Origin of the sequence: Pseudomonas sp. PDM24 (genome assembly GCF_019218905.1) — a bacterium.
GTDB lineage: Bacteria > Pseudomonadota > Gammaproteobacteria > Pseudomonadales > Pseudomonadaceae > Aquipseudomonas.
Genome location: NZ_JAHUWR010000005.1, coordinates 142,260 through 161,348 on the forward strand (window position 1 = coordinate 142,260; position 19,089 = coordinate 161,348).

9 protein-coding genes are annotated in these 19,089 nt (G+C 51.4%); 3 read left to right on the top strand and 6 right to left on the bottom strand.

The window, feature by feature from the left end:
* Positions 1–40: 40 nt before the first annotated feature.
* Positions 41–2,035, bottom strand: coding sequence for a nucleoside-diphosphate sugar epimerase/dehydratase (locus KW837_RS17725; RefSeq protein ID WP_218397578.1), 1,995 nt, complete (start codon positions 2,033–2,035; stop codon positions 41–43).
* A 336-nt stretch (positions 2,036–2,371) separates the two neighbouring features.
* Here KW837_RS17725 and cysC point away from each other — a divergent pair, with 336 nt between their 5' ends.
* The 3 genes from cysC (at position 2,372) to KW837_RS17740 (ending at position 5,209) form a co-directional block, all read left to right on the top strand.
* Positions 2,372–2,965 carry an adenylyl-sulfate kinase gene (gene cysC, locus KW837_RS17730; RefSeq protein WP_218397580.1) on the top strand — a complete coding sequence of 198 codons (594 nt, stop codon included), beginning with the start codon at positions 2,372–2,374 and terminating at the stop codon, positions 2,963–2,965.
* Complete coding sequence (locus KW837_RS17735) at positions 2,962–4,344, top strand: FAD/NAD(P)-binding protein (protein WP_218397582.1); 1,383 nt, start codon at positions 2,962–2,964, stop codon at positions 4,342–4,344. Before cysC ends, KW837_RS17735 begins: the two co-directional genes overlap by 4 nt.
* Before the next feature lie 100 nt (positions 4,345–4,444).
* Positions 4,445–5,209: an SGNH/GDSL hydrolase family protein gene (locus KW837_RS17740; RefSeq protein ID WP_256348859.1), complete on the top strand. Its 765-nt coding sequence runs from the start codon at positions 4,445–4,447 to the stop codon at positions 5,207–5,209.
* Positions 5,210–5,385: 176 nt separating this feature from the next.
* Here KW837_RS17740 and KW837_RS17745 read toward each other — a convergent pair whose 3' ends face one another.
* The 5 genes from KW837_RS17745 to KW837_RS17765 all read right to left on the bottom strand — a co-directional run bounded on the left by KW837_RS17745 (position 5,386) and on the right by KW837_RS17765 (position 19,087).
* Entirely contained in the window at positions 5,386–6,366 is a 981-nt protein-coding gene (locus KW837_RS17745; RefSeq protein WP_218397584.1) for an NAD-dependent epimerase/dehydratase family protein, read from the bottom strand.
* A 319-nt stretch (positions 6,367–6,685) separates the two neighbouring features.
* Positions 6,686–12,019, bottom strand: a complete 5,334-nt coding sequence (locus KW837_RS17750) for a glycoside hydrolase family 99-like domain-containing protein (protein ID WP_218397586.1) — start codon at positions 12,017–12,019, stop codon at positions 6,686–6,688.
* 159 nt (positions 12,020–12,178) lie between these two features.
* Positions 12,179–13,549 carry an ABC transporter ATP-binding protein gene (locus tag KW837_RS17755; protein WP_218397589.1) on the bottom strand — a complete coding sequence of 457 codons (1,371 nt, stop codon included), beginning with the start codon at positions 13,547–13,549 and terminating at the stop codon, positions 12,179–12,181.
* Entirely contained in the window at positions 13,539–14,357 is an 819-nt protein-coding gene (locus KW837_RS17760) for an ABC transporter permease (protein ID WP_218397591.1), read from the bottom strand. The genes KW837_RS17755 and KW837_RS17760 overlap by 11 nt, the downstream gene beginning before the upstream one ends.
* A 998-nt stretch (positions 14,358–15,355) precedes the next feature.
* Positions 15,356–19,087 carry a glycosyltransferase gene (locus tag KW837_RS17765; RefSeq protein WP_218397593.1) on the bottom strand — a complete coding sequence of 1,244 codons (3,732 nt, stop codon included), beginning with the start codon at positions 19,085–19,087 and terminating at the stop codon, positions 15,356–15,358.
* Positions 19,088–19,089: the final 2 nt, after the last annotated feature.

The window sequence follows — 19,089 nt, forward strand, 5'->3', positions numbered from 1 at the left end:
GGAGCTGTCAAAAATGTGTCCGTTACAGGATGTGAAACAATCAGGGTTCGAGACGGCGTTGCTGATGAATCCAGTCGACAATCTCCCCGTCGGGGGTATAGCCGCTGACCGTTTCGCGCAGGAGTTGGCGCACGCGGGAATAATCGTCCTGCTCGACAGCCAGCAACAAATCAGTCAAACGGCTCTTGAGCACATCCCAGGGCAAATGATCTTCATTGGCCGTCATGATCATCGGATGCGGCGTCGCCGCGACGTTATCCCCGATCAGCAACTCTTCATAGAGCTTCTCGCCCGGACGCAGGCCCGTGAACTCGATCGAAATATCGCCTTGGGGATTTCGCTCAGAACGGATGCTCAAACCAGACAGATGAATCATCTTCTCCGCCAGCTCGACAATCCTCACCGGCTCGCCCATATCCAGCACAAACACATCACCGCCCTGCCCCATGGAACCGGCCTGAATCACCAGTTGCGCGGCTTCGGGGATGGTCATGAAGTAACGGGTGATCTTCGGGTGCGTGACCGTCAAAGGCCCACCTGACTTGATCTGACTGTGAAACAACGGAATCACCGAACCGGAAGATCCCAAGACATTGCCAAAACGAACCATGGTGAAACGGGTTTTATTGACCCGGGAAACATTGGCTTTGTCGCCAAACAATACCGGGGCGATTTCACGACTGAGAGCCTGAAGGGTCAATTCCGCCAGACGCTTGGTGCTGCCCATGATGTTGGTCGGACGCACGGCTTTATCGGTGGAGATCAGCACGAAGTTGGCCACACCCGACTGCAAGGCAGCCTGAGCAGTGTTCAACGTGCCGATGACATTATTGAGCACGCCTTCGGCAATGTTGTGCTCGACCATTGGCACATGTTTATAAGCCGCTGCGTGATAAACGGTATCCACGCGCCAGGTCTTCATCACATCGAGCAGTTTGTGCGGATGACGGATGGAACCCAGGATAGGCAGTAACTTGACCGACACCGACTCACGGCAGCCGCGCTGCTCCAATTCCGACAGGATGCTGTAGAGATTGAACTCACTGTGCTCAAACAGTAAAAGCGTGGTCGGGCCAAGGGAGAAAATCTGCCGACACAGCTCTGAACCGATCGATCCGCCGGCGCCAGTAACCATCACTGTCTTGCCTTTGATACAGCGCTCGAGCAAATCGGCTTGGGCTGGCACGGCATCGCGGCCAAGCAAATCGGCGATATCCACTTCCTGAATGTCTTCAACCTTGACCCGACCGCTGGCCAGATCGGTGAAGTTCGGGACGCTTCGAACGTGAAGCGGATAACCTTCCAGCAGATTGAGAATTTCCCGGCGCCGTGCGCGGGTGGATGACGGTAGCGCCAGGAGGATTTCCTGAGCGCCGGTGACGTCGATCATCTGCTGGATGTGCTTGGGTTTGTAGACCTGGAGGCCTGAGATAGAGCGATCGGCAATGCTGGAATCGTCGTCGATGAAGGCCACGGGGCGCATGACTCGGCCCATGCGTAATGCAGCAACCAACTGATTGCCGGCCACGCCTGCGCCGTAGATGGCGACTTTGGTGAGGCCGTCGTCACGGCTGGTGAAGGGGACGTGCTGGGCGGCGGTGAACCAGTCGCCCATGAAGTATTGGCGCATGCACAGGCGTAGGCCGCCGATGATGACCATGCTCAGCCACCAGTAGTTGAAGATGATGGAGCGTGGGACGACGGTTTGGTGGTTGCTGTACCAATAGACGACAACCGCCAGGATCAGCGATGACAGGCTGACCGCTTTGACGATTGCGATCAGTGCATCATTGCCGAAATAGCGCATGACGGCGCGATACATCCCGAAGCGTATGAACAGCGGGATAGCGATAATCGGGGCACAGGCGAAGAGCCAGAAATGGGCCCTGAGCGGGTTGTACATATCGTCTACACCGAGGCGCACGATGAAGGCGAGCCATAAGGCGAGCCACACCAAAACCACATCGGTAGCGACCTGTATCAGCCTTTTCTGCCTACGAGGCAACCCCAACAAAACTGTCCGCACTTTATCCATTCACGCATTCGAGCACGTAGCTCCCTCCTTCACAGTCGTCGAGCGGCATTGTAACCTCAATACACCAACGATCAGCCGAATTCTTGTCCGATAGCCGCCCAGTCGCGCTGGTCCGTTTCCAACGTTTCAGCACGAGCATTTTGTTGAAAGCATAGCTACAATTCATCGAATGGCCGAAAGTAAGACGTTCTTGAATTTGCGAATTGAAGACCTTCAGCATGATGCCGATAAGCCATGACTGGACACACATTCATTGGTCTAACGAGGCGGTGAACCAGATCACTTCCAAATCCCTGTGCTCCTGATCCGATATTGGTCAATTTATAACGAGACAACATGTCCGAAAATCTTATAGCTCACTCGCAAACTGTGGATATCGAGCGCCGCAGCGCTATAAAAAATCAGCGCCCTATTGTGATTTGGCTAACGGGCCTGAGTGGGGCTGGCAAATCATCCATTGCAAATGCCTTGGAGTTAGCATTATGCGATGCGGGCCGCCATACCTATTTGCTTGATGGTGATAATGTTCGACTTGGACTCTGCCAGGACCTGGGATTTAGCGACGCAGATCGTGTTGAAAACATACGACGTATTTCAGAAGTAGCTAAACTATTCACTGATGCGGGGCTAATCGTCATCACGGCGTTTATATCTCCATTCATACGCGATCGCGCCTTGGCCCGCGATGTGATTGGCGAAGAAAGCTTCATTGAAGTTTTCATCGATACGCCGCTGAGTGAATGCGAGCGGAGAGACCCTAAAGGCCTTTATAAAAAAGCCCGAGAAGGACTGATAAAGAACTTCACAGGTATCGACTCTAGTTATGAGCCGCCGTTGAATCCACACATCAGGATTAATACGTTAGAGGACGATCTTGAGGCAGCGGCTCAGCGCATTATCGACTTCATTAATAAGCAGCCGTCGAAATGAAGACGTTAGTCATCATTGGTGCGGGGTTCAGTGGAACAGTCGCCGCCATAGAATTCTTACGTTCTGCCCCACCCGGCGCCAGACTCATAATCATCAACAGATCTGGCACCGTTGCACGCGGTCTGGCTTACGGCACCAGCAGTTCAAAACATCTGCTTAACGTACCCGCTGGCAATATGAGTGCATTGGCGGACAAACCTGACTCTTTTCTACAGTACTGCCAGTCTTTGTTTCCAGATACAACATCAAGTTCTTTCGTATCCAGAAAACTATACGGAAACTATCTGGCATCACTTCTGGACAATACCGAGCTCAACGCAAAAGCGAATGTTGCGATCGAGCGGATAACGGCTGAAGTCAAAAGCCTGACCCCTCATGAACATGGGGCATATATTGAGTTGTGCTCAGGCGAAAAAATATTTTCCGATCAAGTCATTTTAGCGTTTGGTCATTTTCCACCGCGTAATCCTGCCGTACTTCAGGACGTACTGGACTCTTCCAGCTACATGGCAAACCCTTGGAACGGCCCGGTCTCTCTCTCCGAGAACCCACACGCGTCAATTTTGTTGATTGGGGGTGGCCTCACTGCTCTCGATGTGATTTCCAGCCTGAGACAAGTATCCAGTACCGGTCAGATTTATATGCTGTCTCGTCGCGGCCTTTTGCCATTGGCGCACCGAACGACTAAAAGCGCATCGCAAGCACCGATTTCATTCCACGATGAACTACTGAATGCAGCACCCACGGCCCGGAGCTATTTACGCTCAATCAGGGCACAGATTAAGTCCAGCGCAGCATCCGGCATCAACTGGCGAGACATTATCGCGGCCGTACGCCCTATTACATCCAGTCTGTGGATCAGGCTTCCCGAGCATGAGCGAAGCAGGTTTTTACGCCACGTACAACCTTACTGGGACGTCCATCGCCACCGAGTAGCGCCAGAGACTTACACGCATTTCGATGAAGCGCTGAAACATCAAAAAATCGTGCCGATAGCCGGCCGAATCAAGTCCATTGAGCTTCACAATGGCAAACCGCTCGTATCCATCCAGTCACGCGCTACACAAGACGTCAAGAAAATACCCGTTGATCGCATCATAAACTGCACGGGCCCTAATTCGAATCCAAACTTGATAGAAGAGCCGCTGATACAACAGCTTATCAGCGACGATCTGATTTCTGTCGATAGCCTGGGCTTGGGGCTTTTGGTGGATAACCAGTTGGCGGTCACAAGCAAAGACGGGACCCCTTCCGAGTGGCTGAGTTATGTCGGCCCGATGCTAAAAGCCAACTTCTGGGAGGCAACGGCGGTACCGGAACTACGGCTTTACGCCTCAGCACTTGCCAGAAAAATATCGAATAAATTCAGAAACCTATAGAGTTCTCTTGTGAATAGCCCTACCGCCCCTGATGCAGCAGACATCTTCGGCGGTGGGATGCAACATCAACTCGAAGAACTGATCAGGAACACATCAGATAATGAAAGCTGTACTTGTACTCGGCGACTCCCACGCCTTGGTTTTCAGCTCTGAGCAAATGAAAATCCTGTTTCCTGAGTACTCATTTGAAGTGACGTCCGTTGGCGGCGCCACGGTCTCCGGATTAAAAAATCCAAACGCCGTAACCCAGGCAATGCCGCAATATATGTCGGCACTGGAAACAACCACGGCGAACACTGTGATCGTGATGCTTGGCGAGGTCGATACGGGCTTTGTGATCTGGTACAGGGCTCAAAAGCATGGCAGTTCCGTAGAGCAGATGCTTCAGCAGGCTCTCGAAAACTACCAAAAGCTCTTGCTGGATGTGGCAAGCAGATTTCACGTCATCTGCGTCAGCACTCCTCTTCCAACCATCCGAGACAACATGGACTGGGGAGAAGTAGCCAATTTGCGAAAAGAAGTGAAAGCGTCACTCTCGGACAGAACATCACTCACCATAAAGTTCAACACACTCATGGAAGCCTTTTGCGTCCGCGAAGACATCAGCCACCTGAACTACGACAGCTGCTCTATGGATGAAAGCGGCACGTTGAAAGCATCACTTCGCAACCCAGACCCCAATGACCACCATTATGATCCATCTGCCCATGCACTGATGATTGAGCCCCTCCTGAGCCCTGTGCTCAAACAGTACACAAGCCTCAAGCGAAAGAGCTTCGACAACCTTGATACGGCGGATGAGCAAACACCTGAAAAGCGCTCCTTCCTTCGTAGACTTTGGGTTTCACTTTTCTACAGACAATAAAAAATCGCTCAGTGGCGATTTCCTGGGGACATTTCATTGTGCTTCAGCGAAGTCGCGGACCGTGATTACCAGCAGATGCAATGGCCCTTGGGGGTCCATTCCAATTGCTGGTTTTCAACATCTCAGCCAAAGTGGCGATGTGTGGTCTCTAGATCACGCACCCGATCGACTGTTTTTCAGTCAATTCTCGAAGCCGGTTTTTCCAGCAACCACATCGAAAATTGCTCCACGCCCTGTTCGAAGCTCACGGTCGGAGCCCACCCCAGAGCGTTTTTTGCACGGTCTATGTTTAATACACTCACCGGCACATCAAAGCCTCGACCCGACAAGTATTGGCGGTTGGCGACTCGCCCGGTGATCTTTTCGATCGTATCGAGCACTTCATTCAAGCTATGCCCATGACCTGAACCAATGTTGAAGACGTGTTCTTGCCTCGATGGCTCAAGAGCCGCGAGCAGGGCTTGCACGACATCGGCAACATGAATGTAGTCACGAACGACGGAACCATCACCCCAAATCTCGATAGGTTCATCCCGCAACACTTTACCCAGGAACACGGCTACCGCACCTTGGCTGGCGTGCGTGCGCTGACCTTCACCGAAGGGATTAGCCAAACGCAGAACGGTGTAGTCCAGGCCATGCAGACGATGGAAAAGCGCCAGGTACTTTTCGATCGCCAGTTTCGCAATCCCATAAGAGCACACAGGATCTGTTGCGTGCGTTTCAGGGATTGGTACCTGGATAGGGTCACCGTAAACGGTGCCACCCGATGAAACGAAAATCACCTTCTTGACGCCCGACTTGAGCGCCAGCGTCAGTAAACGAATCGTCGCGACGAGATTGCTTTCCACATCAAAAACGGGGTCCGCATTTGAAGACTTCGGTAATGTGGTCGATACCAAATGGTAACAAATATCGCAATCTTGCAACGCTTCACTTATATCTGCTTCGCTGGTGAAATCGCCTTCATACAGCTCGAAACCAGGATGCTTTGCGTGAGAGTCTCCAAGCTCGACAACATTCGGTCGATCGAAACAACGTACGGCATGCCCCTGATCGAGCAATGCGTCGATCAGATGGGTACCGATGAAGCCTCGCCCGCCCAATACCAGCGACCGTACTACTGCGCCAGTCGAGCTGTTCTCGGAATTTTTCAACGTTTGCCTCCAATGCAGCAGGTTCGATCTGCCGCTTCGCGCAGCAGTGGCCAAGTCACCTTGTGGCTGTCCTCGACCTGATCGCCCCTAGCAAATACTTCAAATTTAACAGCAATAAGTGGCGCACCAAACAGGTACCGAAGCGCCAAAGAGTTAGACAGCATCACAAAGTTCTCTACTGGCCTCGACCGAAAATGACACGCTACCGCCCAGCAGCTTCTGCGTTTCACGTCACGATCTGTGTAACCTCCCTCTCAACACCGCCATACGCCTGATAAATACCAACAGGCGTCTGGCCGCGTTGAGACGGCACCCTCATTCAAATGCCTGGCTTTACCAATTGCGCTAACTTCGATTCGATGTCTCGTTCGAACAGACGTACATATTGAGCAGCTACAGCGTCGATCCGATAGCGGCTTGAAACATCTTTCACCAATGCCAGGGCATGCTGGTGTTTATTTTTGTCACTGGCAAAAGCGGCGATGATTTGCGCCGCTTTCTCGATCGGGACTTCCCAATCCTCCAGACAGAGTACCTCTCCCGCGATCTCATCTTCTATGGTTAGCATGTTTCTGATGTCACCCACGTCAGAAGCGATGTACGGTTTACCGGCAAAGAGGCAGTCGACAATCGTCAGAGGAAAACTCTCGGATTTGAACTTGGTCAGCATGATGCCCATGTCCGCCGCCGCATAGTGACCGACGGCGTTATCGCTAAAGCCGGCCAGATAGACGAACTCAGGTACTCCAGCCCGGCAGTACTCATCGTAGACCGGTCCATTCCCGACCAGTATCAGACGGATATCCCGACCCGAGATGACTCGAGCTCGCTCGACAGCCTCAATAGTTTCATCCCATCCCTTGTCAGGAATTGCGCGACTGACACAGCACAGTACAAAGGCATCTTCAGGTATATCCAGTTGCGCGCGTGGAATGGCAACAACCTTTGGAGGTTGTAATCCATTTGGCACTTTGACGAACCGGTCGGACGGTTTGTCATACAGCGAAAAATTCGAGAAGGGAACAAGGTTCTTCTCGGCGGTATAGACCCATGTGCTCACGCTGTCATCAGCCGTACGAAGCTGCTCCTCAGTCACGCCAAAGGCATCTTCATGCTCAATCATCCCGTGCAGGGACGCGACATGAGCACCTAACTCGGAGAAAACATCCGGCACATGTAGCGGATAGCGCTGGATGTGCCACTGATGGGTGTTGAGTGCTTCAACCCCAAAATCGCGGATGATCGTCTTCACTGCGTCTACTTCTGAGGTCTCGACGAGCGGGACATCAGTCCGGAGCATATTGCGCACACCATCCTCACGCAAGGTCAGGCCAGCACTGAGCAGGAATACCGAAAGCCCTTGACGCTTGAACTCGTTCGCCAACCGAATAGGGAGGATCTCGGCTCCGCCAGGATAGAAACCGATCGTCGAAACCATAACATTCGGTTTTCGACTCGCGCGAGCCTGCAGGATCGCGTCTTTATTGTACCAACGCAGAAACTCTTCGTTAGAGTGTCCAACATAGTGGTCATAAAGTCGTTTACTCCCCTCTTCACAGCGCTCAAGAACAGAAAGCGGCACGTTATACAGCGCCTGCACGGTCTGGCTCGAGATTCCGAGTTCACGATAGAAAATCTCTTTCCTGTAGGTGCTCTCAGCAGCGCTGCCTTCGTAACGGCGGAAGAAGTTTGTCCCTTCAGTGGAGTAGGCAATCTTGCCACCCCGGAGAATATGAAGGTAAAAAACCCAGTCGCCTGCAACACGCATCGACAACCACGATTCGTCTTCCAGCAGCGGTAGATCGGTAGGACGCTTGAAAAGCGTGCCACTGGCGTTAGGAATCGTGTTCTTGATGCCCAGCCCGGTGCGCACTTCGTTGTGAGCGGTCTCTACGTAGGAACTTCTCCACTTTTCAGCGCATTCCAGATCGTAAACATACTTATGGAATTCATCTTCCATAATGACTTCGTCGCTGCTGACGAACTCGCATTTAGCATAAGCGAGCATCACGGCTTCATCGTCGAAACAACGGACAAGTGCTTCCAGGAAGTGCTCATCACAGTAGTCATCACTTTCAGCAACCCAAACCAAATCACCGGTCGCTGCCTTGATGCCCTTGGCCCATTGACGGAAAACACCACCCGAGTTGGTTTCGTTGAACAACTTCACCGTCACGTCAGGGAAGTCGGCTGCGTATTGGCTCAGCACCGCTCGACTTTGATCGGACGAACAGTCATCCATCAAAATGACTTCAATATTCTTATACGTCTGCCCATAGATGCTATCCAATCGACGACGCAAGAAACGCTCGTGATTGTAATTCGGCACAATGACCGAAACTTTGGGCATGATCGTGTTTGACTTGATATCTAGGAGTGCGCGAGTCGTTTCATTCACACGACCGAAGCCGCCCAGTCGATCCGGCTCAAGGAAGAGGCCTTGCGACCAATCGTTCCAGGCGTTCACGAACACAAGACGACGATCTTCAGCGTGGGCAGCCCTTACACCGGCAATCGCCGCATCGAGCCAACGATGATATTCTTTGGCGTTAAAACGCGTATAAACAAGCGGAGAATTTGGCTTCAGCGCGGTTTCATCACGCCCAAGTGTAATGGCGTGATAGACCGGAGAGGATTGAGTCTGAGCACGTTCCGCCCGCAACACGCCTTGCGAAGCAACGACGGAATATGGAACGGCAGCAATTCCGTTCTTTTGCTGAGGGACAAAGACGCCCGTTTCTCCCGGCACGGGAGCAGCTGGAAGATCAAGAACAGCATCACACAGACCTACCAGGGTCTTGTCCAGCTCCCCCCCACTTGCTTGCGACAACTGGCCAATCAGATAGACATTGACGCCAAGATCGACCAGTTGACTGCGCAGCTGACGAAGCGCATCCGCGTCAGTCTGCTCGTTGCCTGGTATCCCGACCACAACCACCGAACGACCGTCGATTTGTATGCACCGCTTATCGGACACCGCAGGCAACAGCGCGGCAGCCAAAGACCCTTTAAGACCTTCAGGATGCAAATCTGTCTGCGCGCAGAACGTGAAGTCGATACTTGGATGCGCAATAAATACATCCAGCGGCTGGGCTGATTGAACTGCGTTGGTATCCACATTCAGTTTAAAGCAGAAGCCATACACGCCATGACGCTTTGCAAGCTGCGCCTGTTTGTCCAGAACCTTCCAGTCCTGCAAGTCGTAGAAGCCAAACTCCTCATGAGGAACCAGCAGTTGCGAGTTGCCTTTAGACGCCGGTTTGGCGTTACGCAACGCATCCCACGCAGGAGACGTGTAAAACGCGAGCAGTTTGATATCGCTAGTCACTTCGCCAAATCGAATGTCTTTTTCATGACGAACGATTGCGTCAGGCACTGCAATCCGCTGTTCCGACGCACCGGCGACAACGTAGTGCCATAACGGATTGACCCCGGCACTGCTAATATCTTTATAGGTGTTCAGGTACGAAAGGGTATCAAAGTCAGGAGAAGGATTTCGGCCGTCGAACCAACCCTCTTCGCAATAGTGTCTGATCGGATCGATAGACGCATCGAGCTCGGTGTACATCGCAAGATAAAACGCCTCATCGAAAAAACCGGACTTTCTGATCACGTCGACCTGCGCGTCAACTACAGCCTTGGGAACAGGCAAACGCACAGGTTTTTCAACTGCCTTAGGCTCAGGTGCCACAACAGATTGCACGCGTGGCGCACTCGATTGCACTACTTTGGGAGCAGAATGGGAGGTGATCGAACGCCCCTCCACTTGACCGCACTTGAGATAATGGACCAGCGGGTTCACCCGCGCAGCGGCAACATCCGGGTTATCGAAAAGATACTTCGAGGTACTGAACAAGCCAGAAGGATTACGGCTTTCCCTCCAACCGTGAAGCATGTAGTGCTTGAGCGGATCAATACCTTGATCTCGCACATCTGGGTTGCTGGTCAGATAATAATCGGCATCAAACAGAACGCTATCGCGCACCAGCTGGACAGTTGCTTTGTTAAAGAAATCGCGTCGTACCCTCAAGACTTCAATAATCTTGCCCAGCGAAGGAACGCTGATCGGCCGAATGGCCCGACGGGCAATGCGGCCGACCCCGCGCAAAGGCGAAGTGACCCGCCAGGAGCGCGAATCCAGAAGCTGATTGAGTTCCTGCTTCAACGAATGAACATCGGCTTCTTTTTCCAGCACGATGCGCACGATTTCGTTTTTCAGGTTACCAATCTCGCCTTCACGCTCGATGATGGCGTGTTTGAGGTTGGTGACCTGCCCATCACGCTCGCCAACGACATGATTGAGATGGGAAATCTGCCCTTCTCGCTCAACCACTGCGCGATTGAGATGGGAAATCTGCCCTTCTCGCTCAACCAACGTGCGATTGAGAGCGTCGACGTTTTGGGTATGACTGTTAATCGCGCCTTCATGTTCGATAATGGCATGGTCGAATGCACCCAGTTGAGCTTCAAGCTCCACGACAGAATGCCGGAGACTGGTGATCTGACCTTCTCGCTCGACAATACTTTGTGTCAGGCCGGCGATTTGCCCATCACGCTCAATAAGCGTGTGGCTGAGGTCTGCGATCTTCTCGTCATATTCACCAACACTGGCGTTGAGGTTCAGATGATCGACCTGTCCCTCCAGATCGACCACGCTGTGGTTGAGTTGAGCGATCTCAGTCTCACGCTCGACAACCAGATGACTGAGATGGGTGATTTGTGCATCACGCTCGCTCATGGCGACGTTGAGACTCGCGACCGTCTGCGTCAGAGCGGAAATTTGACGCGTGCGCTCACCCAGGCGCTGATGACGCCCTCGAATCAGTTTGATTGCCCGCAGTGCCAACTCCAGCTCCTGCTCGGAGAAGGTCTCTTTTGACTGCGGTAGCTGCGTGTCATACCCAAAAACATCAAAGTCTTCGGCATACAAAATCCGGATCAAACTTGCGCTGCGCTCAGTCACGAACTCTGGCAGATAGGGAATCAGACTCTCGTTCGCTCGACGCTCGGCAAAAGGATCGGGAACATACTCACCCAAACGCTCCGACAGCGCTTTACTAAGCTGCGCAGACTCTTCGATCTTGACCAGCTTGGAGTAGTTGATCAAATCCGGTCTAAGCAGGACGGCTTGTGGCGTCCAGTGCTGATCCCAATAGGAAGGTGCTTCCTGACTGGCGAGATGCTCCAGGAAACCTTCAAAGGCCAACGCGATGTCATCCGAATTTCTCAACGGTTGATGAAAGAAATCCCGCTGAAGATAAGGTCCAATCTGCTGCGGCTCTTGCAGCAGCAATTTTGATTGCCAGGCCGAAAAAATTCGCTTGTAAGGGTTTCTGACGACAGCAAATCGGAAGTACGAGTCGGAGGTCAGCGCCTCAGAAAGCTCTTCCGAAGAAAGACCGGTAAGGTGTGGTGCCACTTTATGCAGCTCATGAACAACCTGATCCGGATTACTTTCTGCACTATCAGTGATACTGCTCAACGCTTTCGAGCAGCCCTCTAAAGAAGCAAACCACCATTTGAGGGATGTGCATGCAACTTTTGGCGTACTAACGTAGAACAGCTTATACTGCTCCGAACGATAGCTATTCCACTGGAGATAGTTGAATACTTTCTTTTCGTCGCTCGGTGGCCAATCACTAATATTTAGCATATACGTCAAAAGATCCTATGAATGTGCTGTCATGCAGCACCAAACTGCCAAGCTAATAAATTAACTGCACAAGTCATTCCGCTTGTGCCCGTCCTGAGCGACCTCATCGCCTTCAAACCGAACGCTGCCGGGGCAATCTGAACCCCGACAGCCCACTCCCTAAATCGTGGTTTTTCGGCCGATTTCCGACTGAGGTGCGCTCGACATCAAGTCCACATACCCGAATGAATTCAATTTTTCACTTGGAATGACCCGGAACATGATTGCGTCCATGATTCGGTGGGCACAGCTCGGTTCCTGGGTCGACCAAACGCCGCCACCGACAAAATAGACCCCTGGCAGCAAATGCATCCGGAACGAAAATTTCACGTTGAAGGTGTTACCCGCACTGACCCGCTCAAAGTAGGTCCCGTCTTCGGGAAACCGCTGACCTGTAATAACGGCTCCGGAGACGTTACGAATGTGTATACCCCAATAAGTACCGGCGAAGTCCTCCATGAAGTGACCCGCCACCTCGATCTGATACGTTTTACCAGCCTGCAGCACGTTTACTACATGCCCATCCGCATCCAGAATGGAGATCTTCTTGATCTCGGCACCCTGGGTTGGATAGATCGCGGTAGTTTCCGGAACCAGTCCCGAATCAAATGCATCGCTGGGGAGTTGCTTCGTCTCGACCGGCAACAACGCGACCTTATCGGTATCGACAGCCCCTCCCGAACGATCTGCTTCGGTGTACAGCTCAACGAGTCGTTTGTACTCTGCTTCCGGTGCATAGATCAGTTTCTGGTAAGCACGCACGGCTTCTGGAGCAGCGCCGTACATAAGCCGGACACCATGATCGAGCAGCAACGTTCTGTCGCATAGTTCAATTATGCTGGGCGCCGAGTGCGACACGAAGAGAATCGAAGTACCGTTGCGCTTCAACTCTTCCATACGCGCAAAGCACTTACGCTGAAACTTTTCATCGCCGACTGCTAACGCTTCATCGACAATAAAAATATCCGGATCAATCATCGCTTGTACGGCAAATGCCAATCGAACGACCATCCCGCTGGAATAGCTTTTTACCGGTTGTTCAATAAAGTCCCCAATGTCGGCAAAGGCGGCAATTTCATCGAAACGCTGATCGATTTCTTCTTTTGCCAAGCCAAGTACTGCGGCGTTCATGTAAACGTTATCGCGCCCGGTGAACTCTGGATCAAAGCCCGAGCCCAGCTCCAGCAATGCAGCAATGCGACCGTTAGTCTGGACGCTACCAGTAGTCGGGTTCAACGTGCCGCAAATCATCTGCAGCAAAGTGGATTTACCACTGCCGTTGCATCCAATAATTCCGACTGTTTCGCCCTTCTTCACTTCGAAAGAAACATCCTTCAAAGCCCAGAACTCGCGATAGAACTGACTGGACTGCATGCGCAAAGCGCCCTGCATGCGAGGCACGATAAACTGCTTCAGCCGGTCACGGGGCTGATCATAGATTTCGTAGCACTTGCTAAGGTTCTCGACCTTGATAGCGACTTCAGAGGACATCAGCAAATCCCTTACGTGTTTTCTGGAACCAGGCAAAACCCAACCAGGCGATGCAGGTGGTGGCTACCCAATAGATTCCCAATATTTCAAAATCCGGAAGCTTTCCCCAGAAAAGAACATCGCGCGCCATCTCAATCGCCGGTGTCAGCGGGTTGAGGTAGAGCAAATGACGATACGCTTCGGGCAGTGCCGTCGCGGGGTAGAAAATAGGGCTCAAGAACATCAGAACAGTGGTCAGAATGCCGATGAATTGCGAAACGTCGCGCAGGTACACACCCAACGAGGCCAATGCCCAGCTAACCCCCATGATGAACATGATGAAAGGGATGACGATCAGCGGCAGGTAGAAGGCTGTAGCGTGCGGTACTCCGAAAAATATTCCGTAAGCGACAAACCATACGCCCAAGCTAATGGCGGCATGGAACAGCGCAGACCCCAATACCACGACGGGCAGAATTTCGAGAGGGTACACCACCTTCTTGACAAAATTGACCTTGCCAAGAATGAGACCGGGGGCCCGGTTAATACATTCGGAAAATAGATTGAAAATGATCAATCCGGCAAACAGGATCAGTGCGAATTCGGTTTTCGAATCACTGTCTACACTCCAGCGCGCCCGGAGTACCGCACTGAACACAAAGGTGTACACCGCAAGCATCAGCAGCGGATTGAAAAACGACCAAAGCAGGCCCATGGCCGAACCACGGTACCGACCTAGTACTTCCCGAATAGTCGAAGCTTTGATTAATGCTGTATTGCGCCACAGGCTGGCGAACATTTCCAAAGGGTTGGCAGAAAACTGGCGCATCAAGCAAAAACCTCAGCAGAAAATGGTGCATGGCTGCGTGCATCATTGGCCGCAAGCGATGGGGCTATACCCCATGGAGTGGCGTGGAAGCTTTCAAGGGATCGTTCCTCAGTGCAGGACTTGAGGCCGATCGGCATGACGTCGAACATAGCAAGGGGAGTTCCATTCATTGGTGCAGTGTTTCCTTAAGCGCACAGCGAGTATTGCCAGTAACAGTGGGCCGCCAGTGCTCAGCCAGACTGGCCGGTTCGCCTGCAGCGTGTACCGACAACCGTAGTAAAAAGAGAGCCAAATCAAGCATGAACGACTATCCGATGCGAGTCCGTCAAAGGCCTGTGCGACGGACGATGAGGACCTTACCGGCAAAAAAGCCAAGGAGTGAAACCCAACCAATAAATTGCAAAAATGGACACCTGACATCAGCCAGCGATGTCGAAAATCGTCAATTTTTTGCCGACCTCAGGGCCGCCAAAGTGAAATGTCACGGTAAACGCGAGCCCTCCAAAGCCGACGACACTGTGGGTATTATTCTGTCAGATGATAACATTCAAACCCTCACAGAAACACGAAAAATCCTACTCGCGCCTTCCCTCAAGCACCTTCGATAGACCTTCAGCGCGATCGAAAGAGGATCCTTGCCGAGAGATAAAAATGAGTGGTTTTGAGCGTCTAAAAAACACCACAGCACGGGCGAAGACATGAACGACTATGTTCTGTCGCTAGACTCTTGTGCCTCCTGTTTCACCGCCATCAACTCTCCCCTGCATCGATTGCCTGGAGATGAATATCGGGTCGCGGTAGGGATGACAGGTAGCTGCCATCCCTACCGCAACCGAATATCGCAGCCGACGCTACGGAGATAGCCAGCCTACGCGCCTCAAAAAAAGCAAAAAAAGGGTCGCGGTAGGGATGGCAGTTACCTGCCCCCCTACCGCGACCAAAAAAAAGCTGCCTGAAAGGCAGCTCATTTCTACGTGTAATGCATCAAGCCAATTAGGCTAAATATAACCCTCACAGGACTTCACCGCCCGGTTCTTGGCAACAAAATAGGCTTCATGCAGTTGTTTATGCCTGCTCAGCCTTACTTTTGGATCCGCAGGGGTTCTGAACAACGATGTGGTTTTGGGCACATAACAGAACTCATTTTCATACCCATAACGCAACCAAAGATTCCAATCCTCAAGATTACTCATATCGGTCTCGAAACCACCCCGCTTCAGATACAGGTCTCTCTTGAAAAGAAGGGACTGAATGGGGATGAAGTTATGATCAAGCAGCACATCGTAGTCGTATTCATGCTTGAAGGAGTCGTGCGTCTCATGACTGACTTCCGTATAACGCCCATTCGTATCATCAGTGACTGTACCGACCTCCATTGCCAGCGAGTAAGCCGCAACAGCCGTGTCATTCTTCAACAACGCAGCAACAAGAACCTCGACATGATCCGAAAAAAGCAAATCATCGTCGTCGAGAAACATACAGTATTTGCCTTTGGCGACCTCAAGACCGTAGTTGCCTGTCACCGAACGCCCTACTTTTTCCAGACCGTAGAAGCTGACACTTCGCCCTTCCGTGCATTGCATCTCAGAAACAAGGGCTTTCATCGTCGAGCCACCGTCCTCGACCACAATTAACTCAATGTTGCGGTATGTTTGGTTAAACACCGACATGATGGATTGCCTCAGGAACTCATCCCTCTTCTGATAGGTACGAGTCACGATGGTGACCAAAGGCTGCCAAACTAAGGGTTCACCCACGCGCCAGAAAGCGCCGTCCCTGATCATCTCATAATCAAAGCCCCTGAAAGGAAAATAAGCATCCTTATCCGGACCTTTACCACCGAGAAAATATGACGCTTTCTTTGTGAGCTGAGCAATATTACGCATCAGATCCCGGCGAGAGCCAGGGTATGCTTGTGGCCGCATAAACAGTAACAACTGTAGAACAAAACCGCCCCACTTGTCGGTCAGCCTACCATAACGCAATCTAATATAAGCATTGGCCAAAGTACTGCCGGCATACTGAATCGGCTTCACATGATTCTCATGCTCATAGGTGTAATGGTAAACGACTGCTGAAGGACAATATTTCAGACGATAGCCATAGGATCTAAACCGATAAGAAAGCTCGACATCTTCTCCATACATGAATATCTGGCTTTCATACCCGCCGACCTTAACGTAGGCAGACCGCCTGATTAAAATGCACGCATGTGAAGACCAATTGGTTTCCAGCGTCACCGGATCATAATACTTCGGATGCTCATATGGGGCCTGCCTCAACTCCCAGGATGCGACATTTTCCTGGCCGTCTGAAAAAGCGCTGGAAATTATCTTCTCAATGGAGTTATCCGCGAAAGTAATATCAATATTACTGACCAGAAAATACTCTGCATCGCCTTGCCCGATCGCCCTATCATGGCCCGCACCAAAACCTACGTTATCTCCCCGTAAAACCTCAAAGCCGGCCAACTCCGCACCCAGCGATACTTTCCAGCGCTCCAGTGCTTCGACTGTACTATCGCTAGAGCCATTATCGACAAAATAGAGGTACAACTTTCCAAGGGGATAGCTTTGAGATTTCAGCGACTCAAAAAAACCATCGACCCACTTGACGCTATTATAGGTAACGATTGAAACATCAACGACAGGTTGAGCAGAGACTGTCGGCGCTACCAAAACATGAGAAAAACGACGCTCCGTAATGACCTGTATCGCCTTAATATTATCTTTTGAATATATAACGGAAAGAAGCTTCGCACGTAATGATTTCGAGTAAAGACCTATCCGAACACGAATACTCGCCAAAAAAGGAAACGTTTGATAAAGCGGCCGAAGGACCGCCTTCGGACTCGACACAAGTCGACGCAGCCCCGCGAGGCAGCGCTTTACAAATGATATTATGGAATGCCCCATACTGAATACTTCACCCTTAAAAAACGAATTTTTTTCTTCTGAATTCCCAAGCTTGGAACCAGTCGCCTGCAAGGCATCAAGTTGCGCCTCGACTTCAAAAAGCTGGCCCTTCACCTGAAAGAGCTCTTGATTCAACAATGCCAGATCGGCATTAATTTCTTTATTCTTTGATTCAAGCCATGAAATATAAGATTGTTGGCGATAACTTTCCAAATCAGGATCGAAGAGGTTTCTTTCAAAACCCGGCTCACTGGCATGCCTCAATCGAGCAAGATGAACTGACGGCTCGCAGAACTGAGCAGCAGAAAGAAAGTATTGCGTCTCGGCAAAGTCCAGAATGGAAGCTCTGAGCACTGACGAACACACACTATCTGTTTGGTGAGCCTGCCAAACGGACATCAAATCTGCGGGCTCCCGAACATCGATAGTCAACCCCAACCCTGAATAGGGAGCCAGTCCCAGGACGTAAACAGGCTTGCCGGCCAGAGCGGCCTCAAAACCAGCAGAAGAGTTGAGGGTAAAGACAACATCCGCGGCGGAGATCAAATCAGAAATATTATCCTCTTTACCGGCGACGAAGACATGTTCCGGCAGCGGTGGAATAGAGTCCAACGGATGCGGTTTGACGATGATTTTTAAGCCCGATCCCGAGATAACATCCGATACATGCTGAACATACTCAGCCATGCTCGAATAGGGAGACCCCATGATTACATTGGAGTCATCCTGAACCTGCAGCAGAACCAGAGCATTGGGCTCCCTGACGCCCCCCTGGTACTTATAACGGTCCTCCAGTGCCTTTAATCGGTCAACACATCCACTATTGTCATAGGTCTGCACCCTCTCCAGATAGGCAGCAAACTCCGTCCTGAAGGCACTTCGAGCATTCACGCCCTGCGGATCCGAGTAATACCCCATGGAATTAGGTTCTCGTAACATGCCCAGCTCATTAAAAATCAGAGGGATCGTATGAGATGAACAAATCCTGTCCAGCGAACCGTCGTAATTCCAACAAAAAACGAGATCTGGATCTAGCTCACTTACCATGCGGCGAACAAAATCATCGTGATAAGGAACCGCCTCCTTCTTGAGTATTGCCGTCCAGTCGCTCAGCCAATCAACGTCAGGTCCATTGGGGTAAACACACGAAAATGTCGCTGGACTTACCCATTGATGAGCAAATACACCGTACTCGTTTTTCAGTTCGTCAGAGCCGACAAATATGCATTCCCAGCCTTCACTGGCAAATTTGTTCGCCAACGGCAAATACACATCGACAATACTGCTGAACAACGTCGGCCGCCCTCTTAAAACCAGGGGCAGCGTGTAGAACACAACCTTCTTGAATTTTCGCCGCGCCACCCGCACAGCAGGACTGCCAGCGGCAATGCTTTGCGGCTCAATATTAAATTTTACAACCGAGTTCGCTGCGACTACTACTCCCTTACCCACTACCGCTCCCGCCAGAACTGAGGTATTTGCACCAATCCAGGCATCATCTTCAATAATCACCTCGGCCAACTTCAGACCCTGATCCTTGATAGATATTTTGCGATCATAACGATGGGTAGAAGAAGTTATGGAAACGTTAGGAGCGATCAACACATTCGCGCCGATAGTTACCTTTCCACTTCCGTTGATCCACGTCCCGTAGTTGACCACGGTACCGGATGAGATACTCAAAAAACCGCCTGCCCCGCACTCAATAACGACATTGTCGCGAATCTGCACGTCGTCGGCGATAATACAAGTTGCTGTATCATCAACATAAAACTTTACCGTTTCGGAAATGAGTGCGTTACCAATCTTCAGCATAG

What these genes read in the sequence shown, in the direction of transcription:
- KW837_RS17725 (WP_218397578.1), bottom strand. Translation starts at nt 2,035, where the DNA reads ATGGATAAAGTGCGGACAGTTTTGTTGGGGTTGCCTCGTAGGCAGAAA.
- cysC (WP_218397580.1), top strand. Translation starts at nt 2,372, where the DNA reads ATGTCCGAAAATCTTATAGCTCACTCGCAAACTGTGGATATCGAGCGC.
- KW837_RS17735 (WP_218397582.1), top strand. Translation starts at nt 2,962, where the DNA reads ATGAAGACGTTAGTCATCATTGGTGCGGGGTTCAGTGGAACAGTCGCC.
- KW837_RS17740 (WP_256348859.1), top strand. Translation starts at nt 4,445, where the DNA reads ATGAAAGCTGTACTTGTACTCGGCGACTCCCACGCCTTGGTTTTCAGC.
- KW837_RS17750 (WP_218397586.1), bottom strand. Translation starts at nt 12,019, where the DNA reads ATGCTAAATATTAGTGATTGGCCACCGAGCGACGAAAAGAAAGTATTC.
- KW837_RS17755 (WP_218397589.1), bottom strand. Translation starts at nt 13,549, where the DNA reads ATGTCCTCTGAAGTCGCTATCAAGGTCGAGAACCTTAGCAAGTGCTAC.
- KW837_RS17760 (WP_218397591.1), bottom strand. Translation starts at nt 14,357, where the DNA reads ATGCGCCAGTTTTCTGCCAACCCTTTGGAAATGTTCGCCAGCCTGTGG.
- KW837_RS17765 (WP_218397593.1), bottom strand. Translation starts at nt 19,087, where the DNA reads ATGCTGAAGATTGGTAACGCACTCATTTCCGAAACGGTAAAGTTTTAT.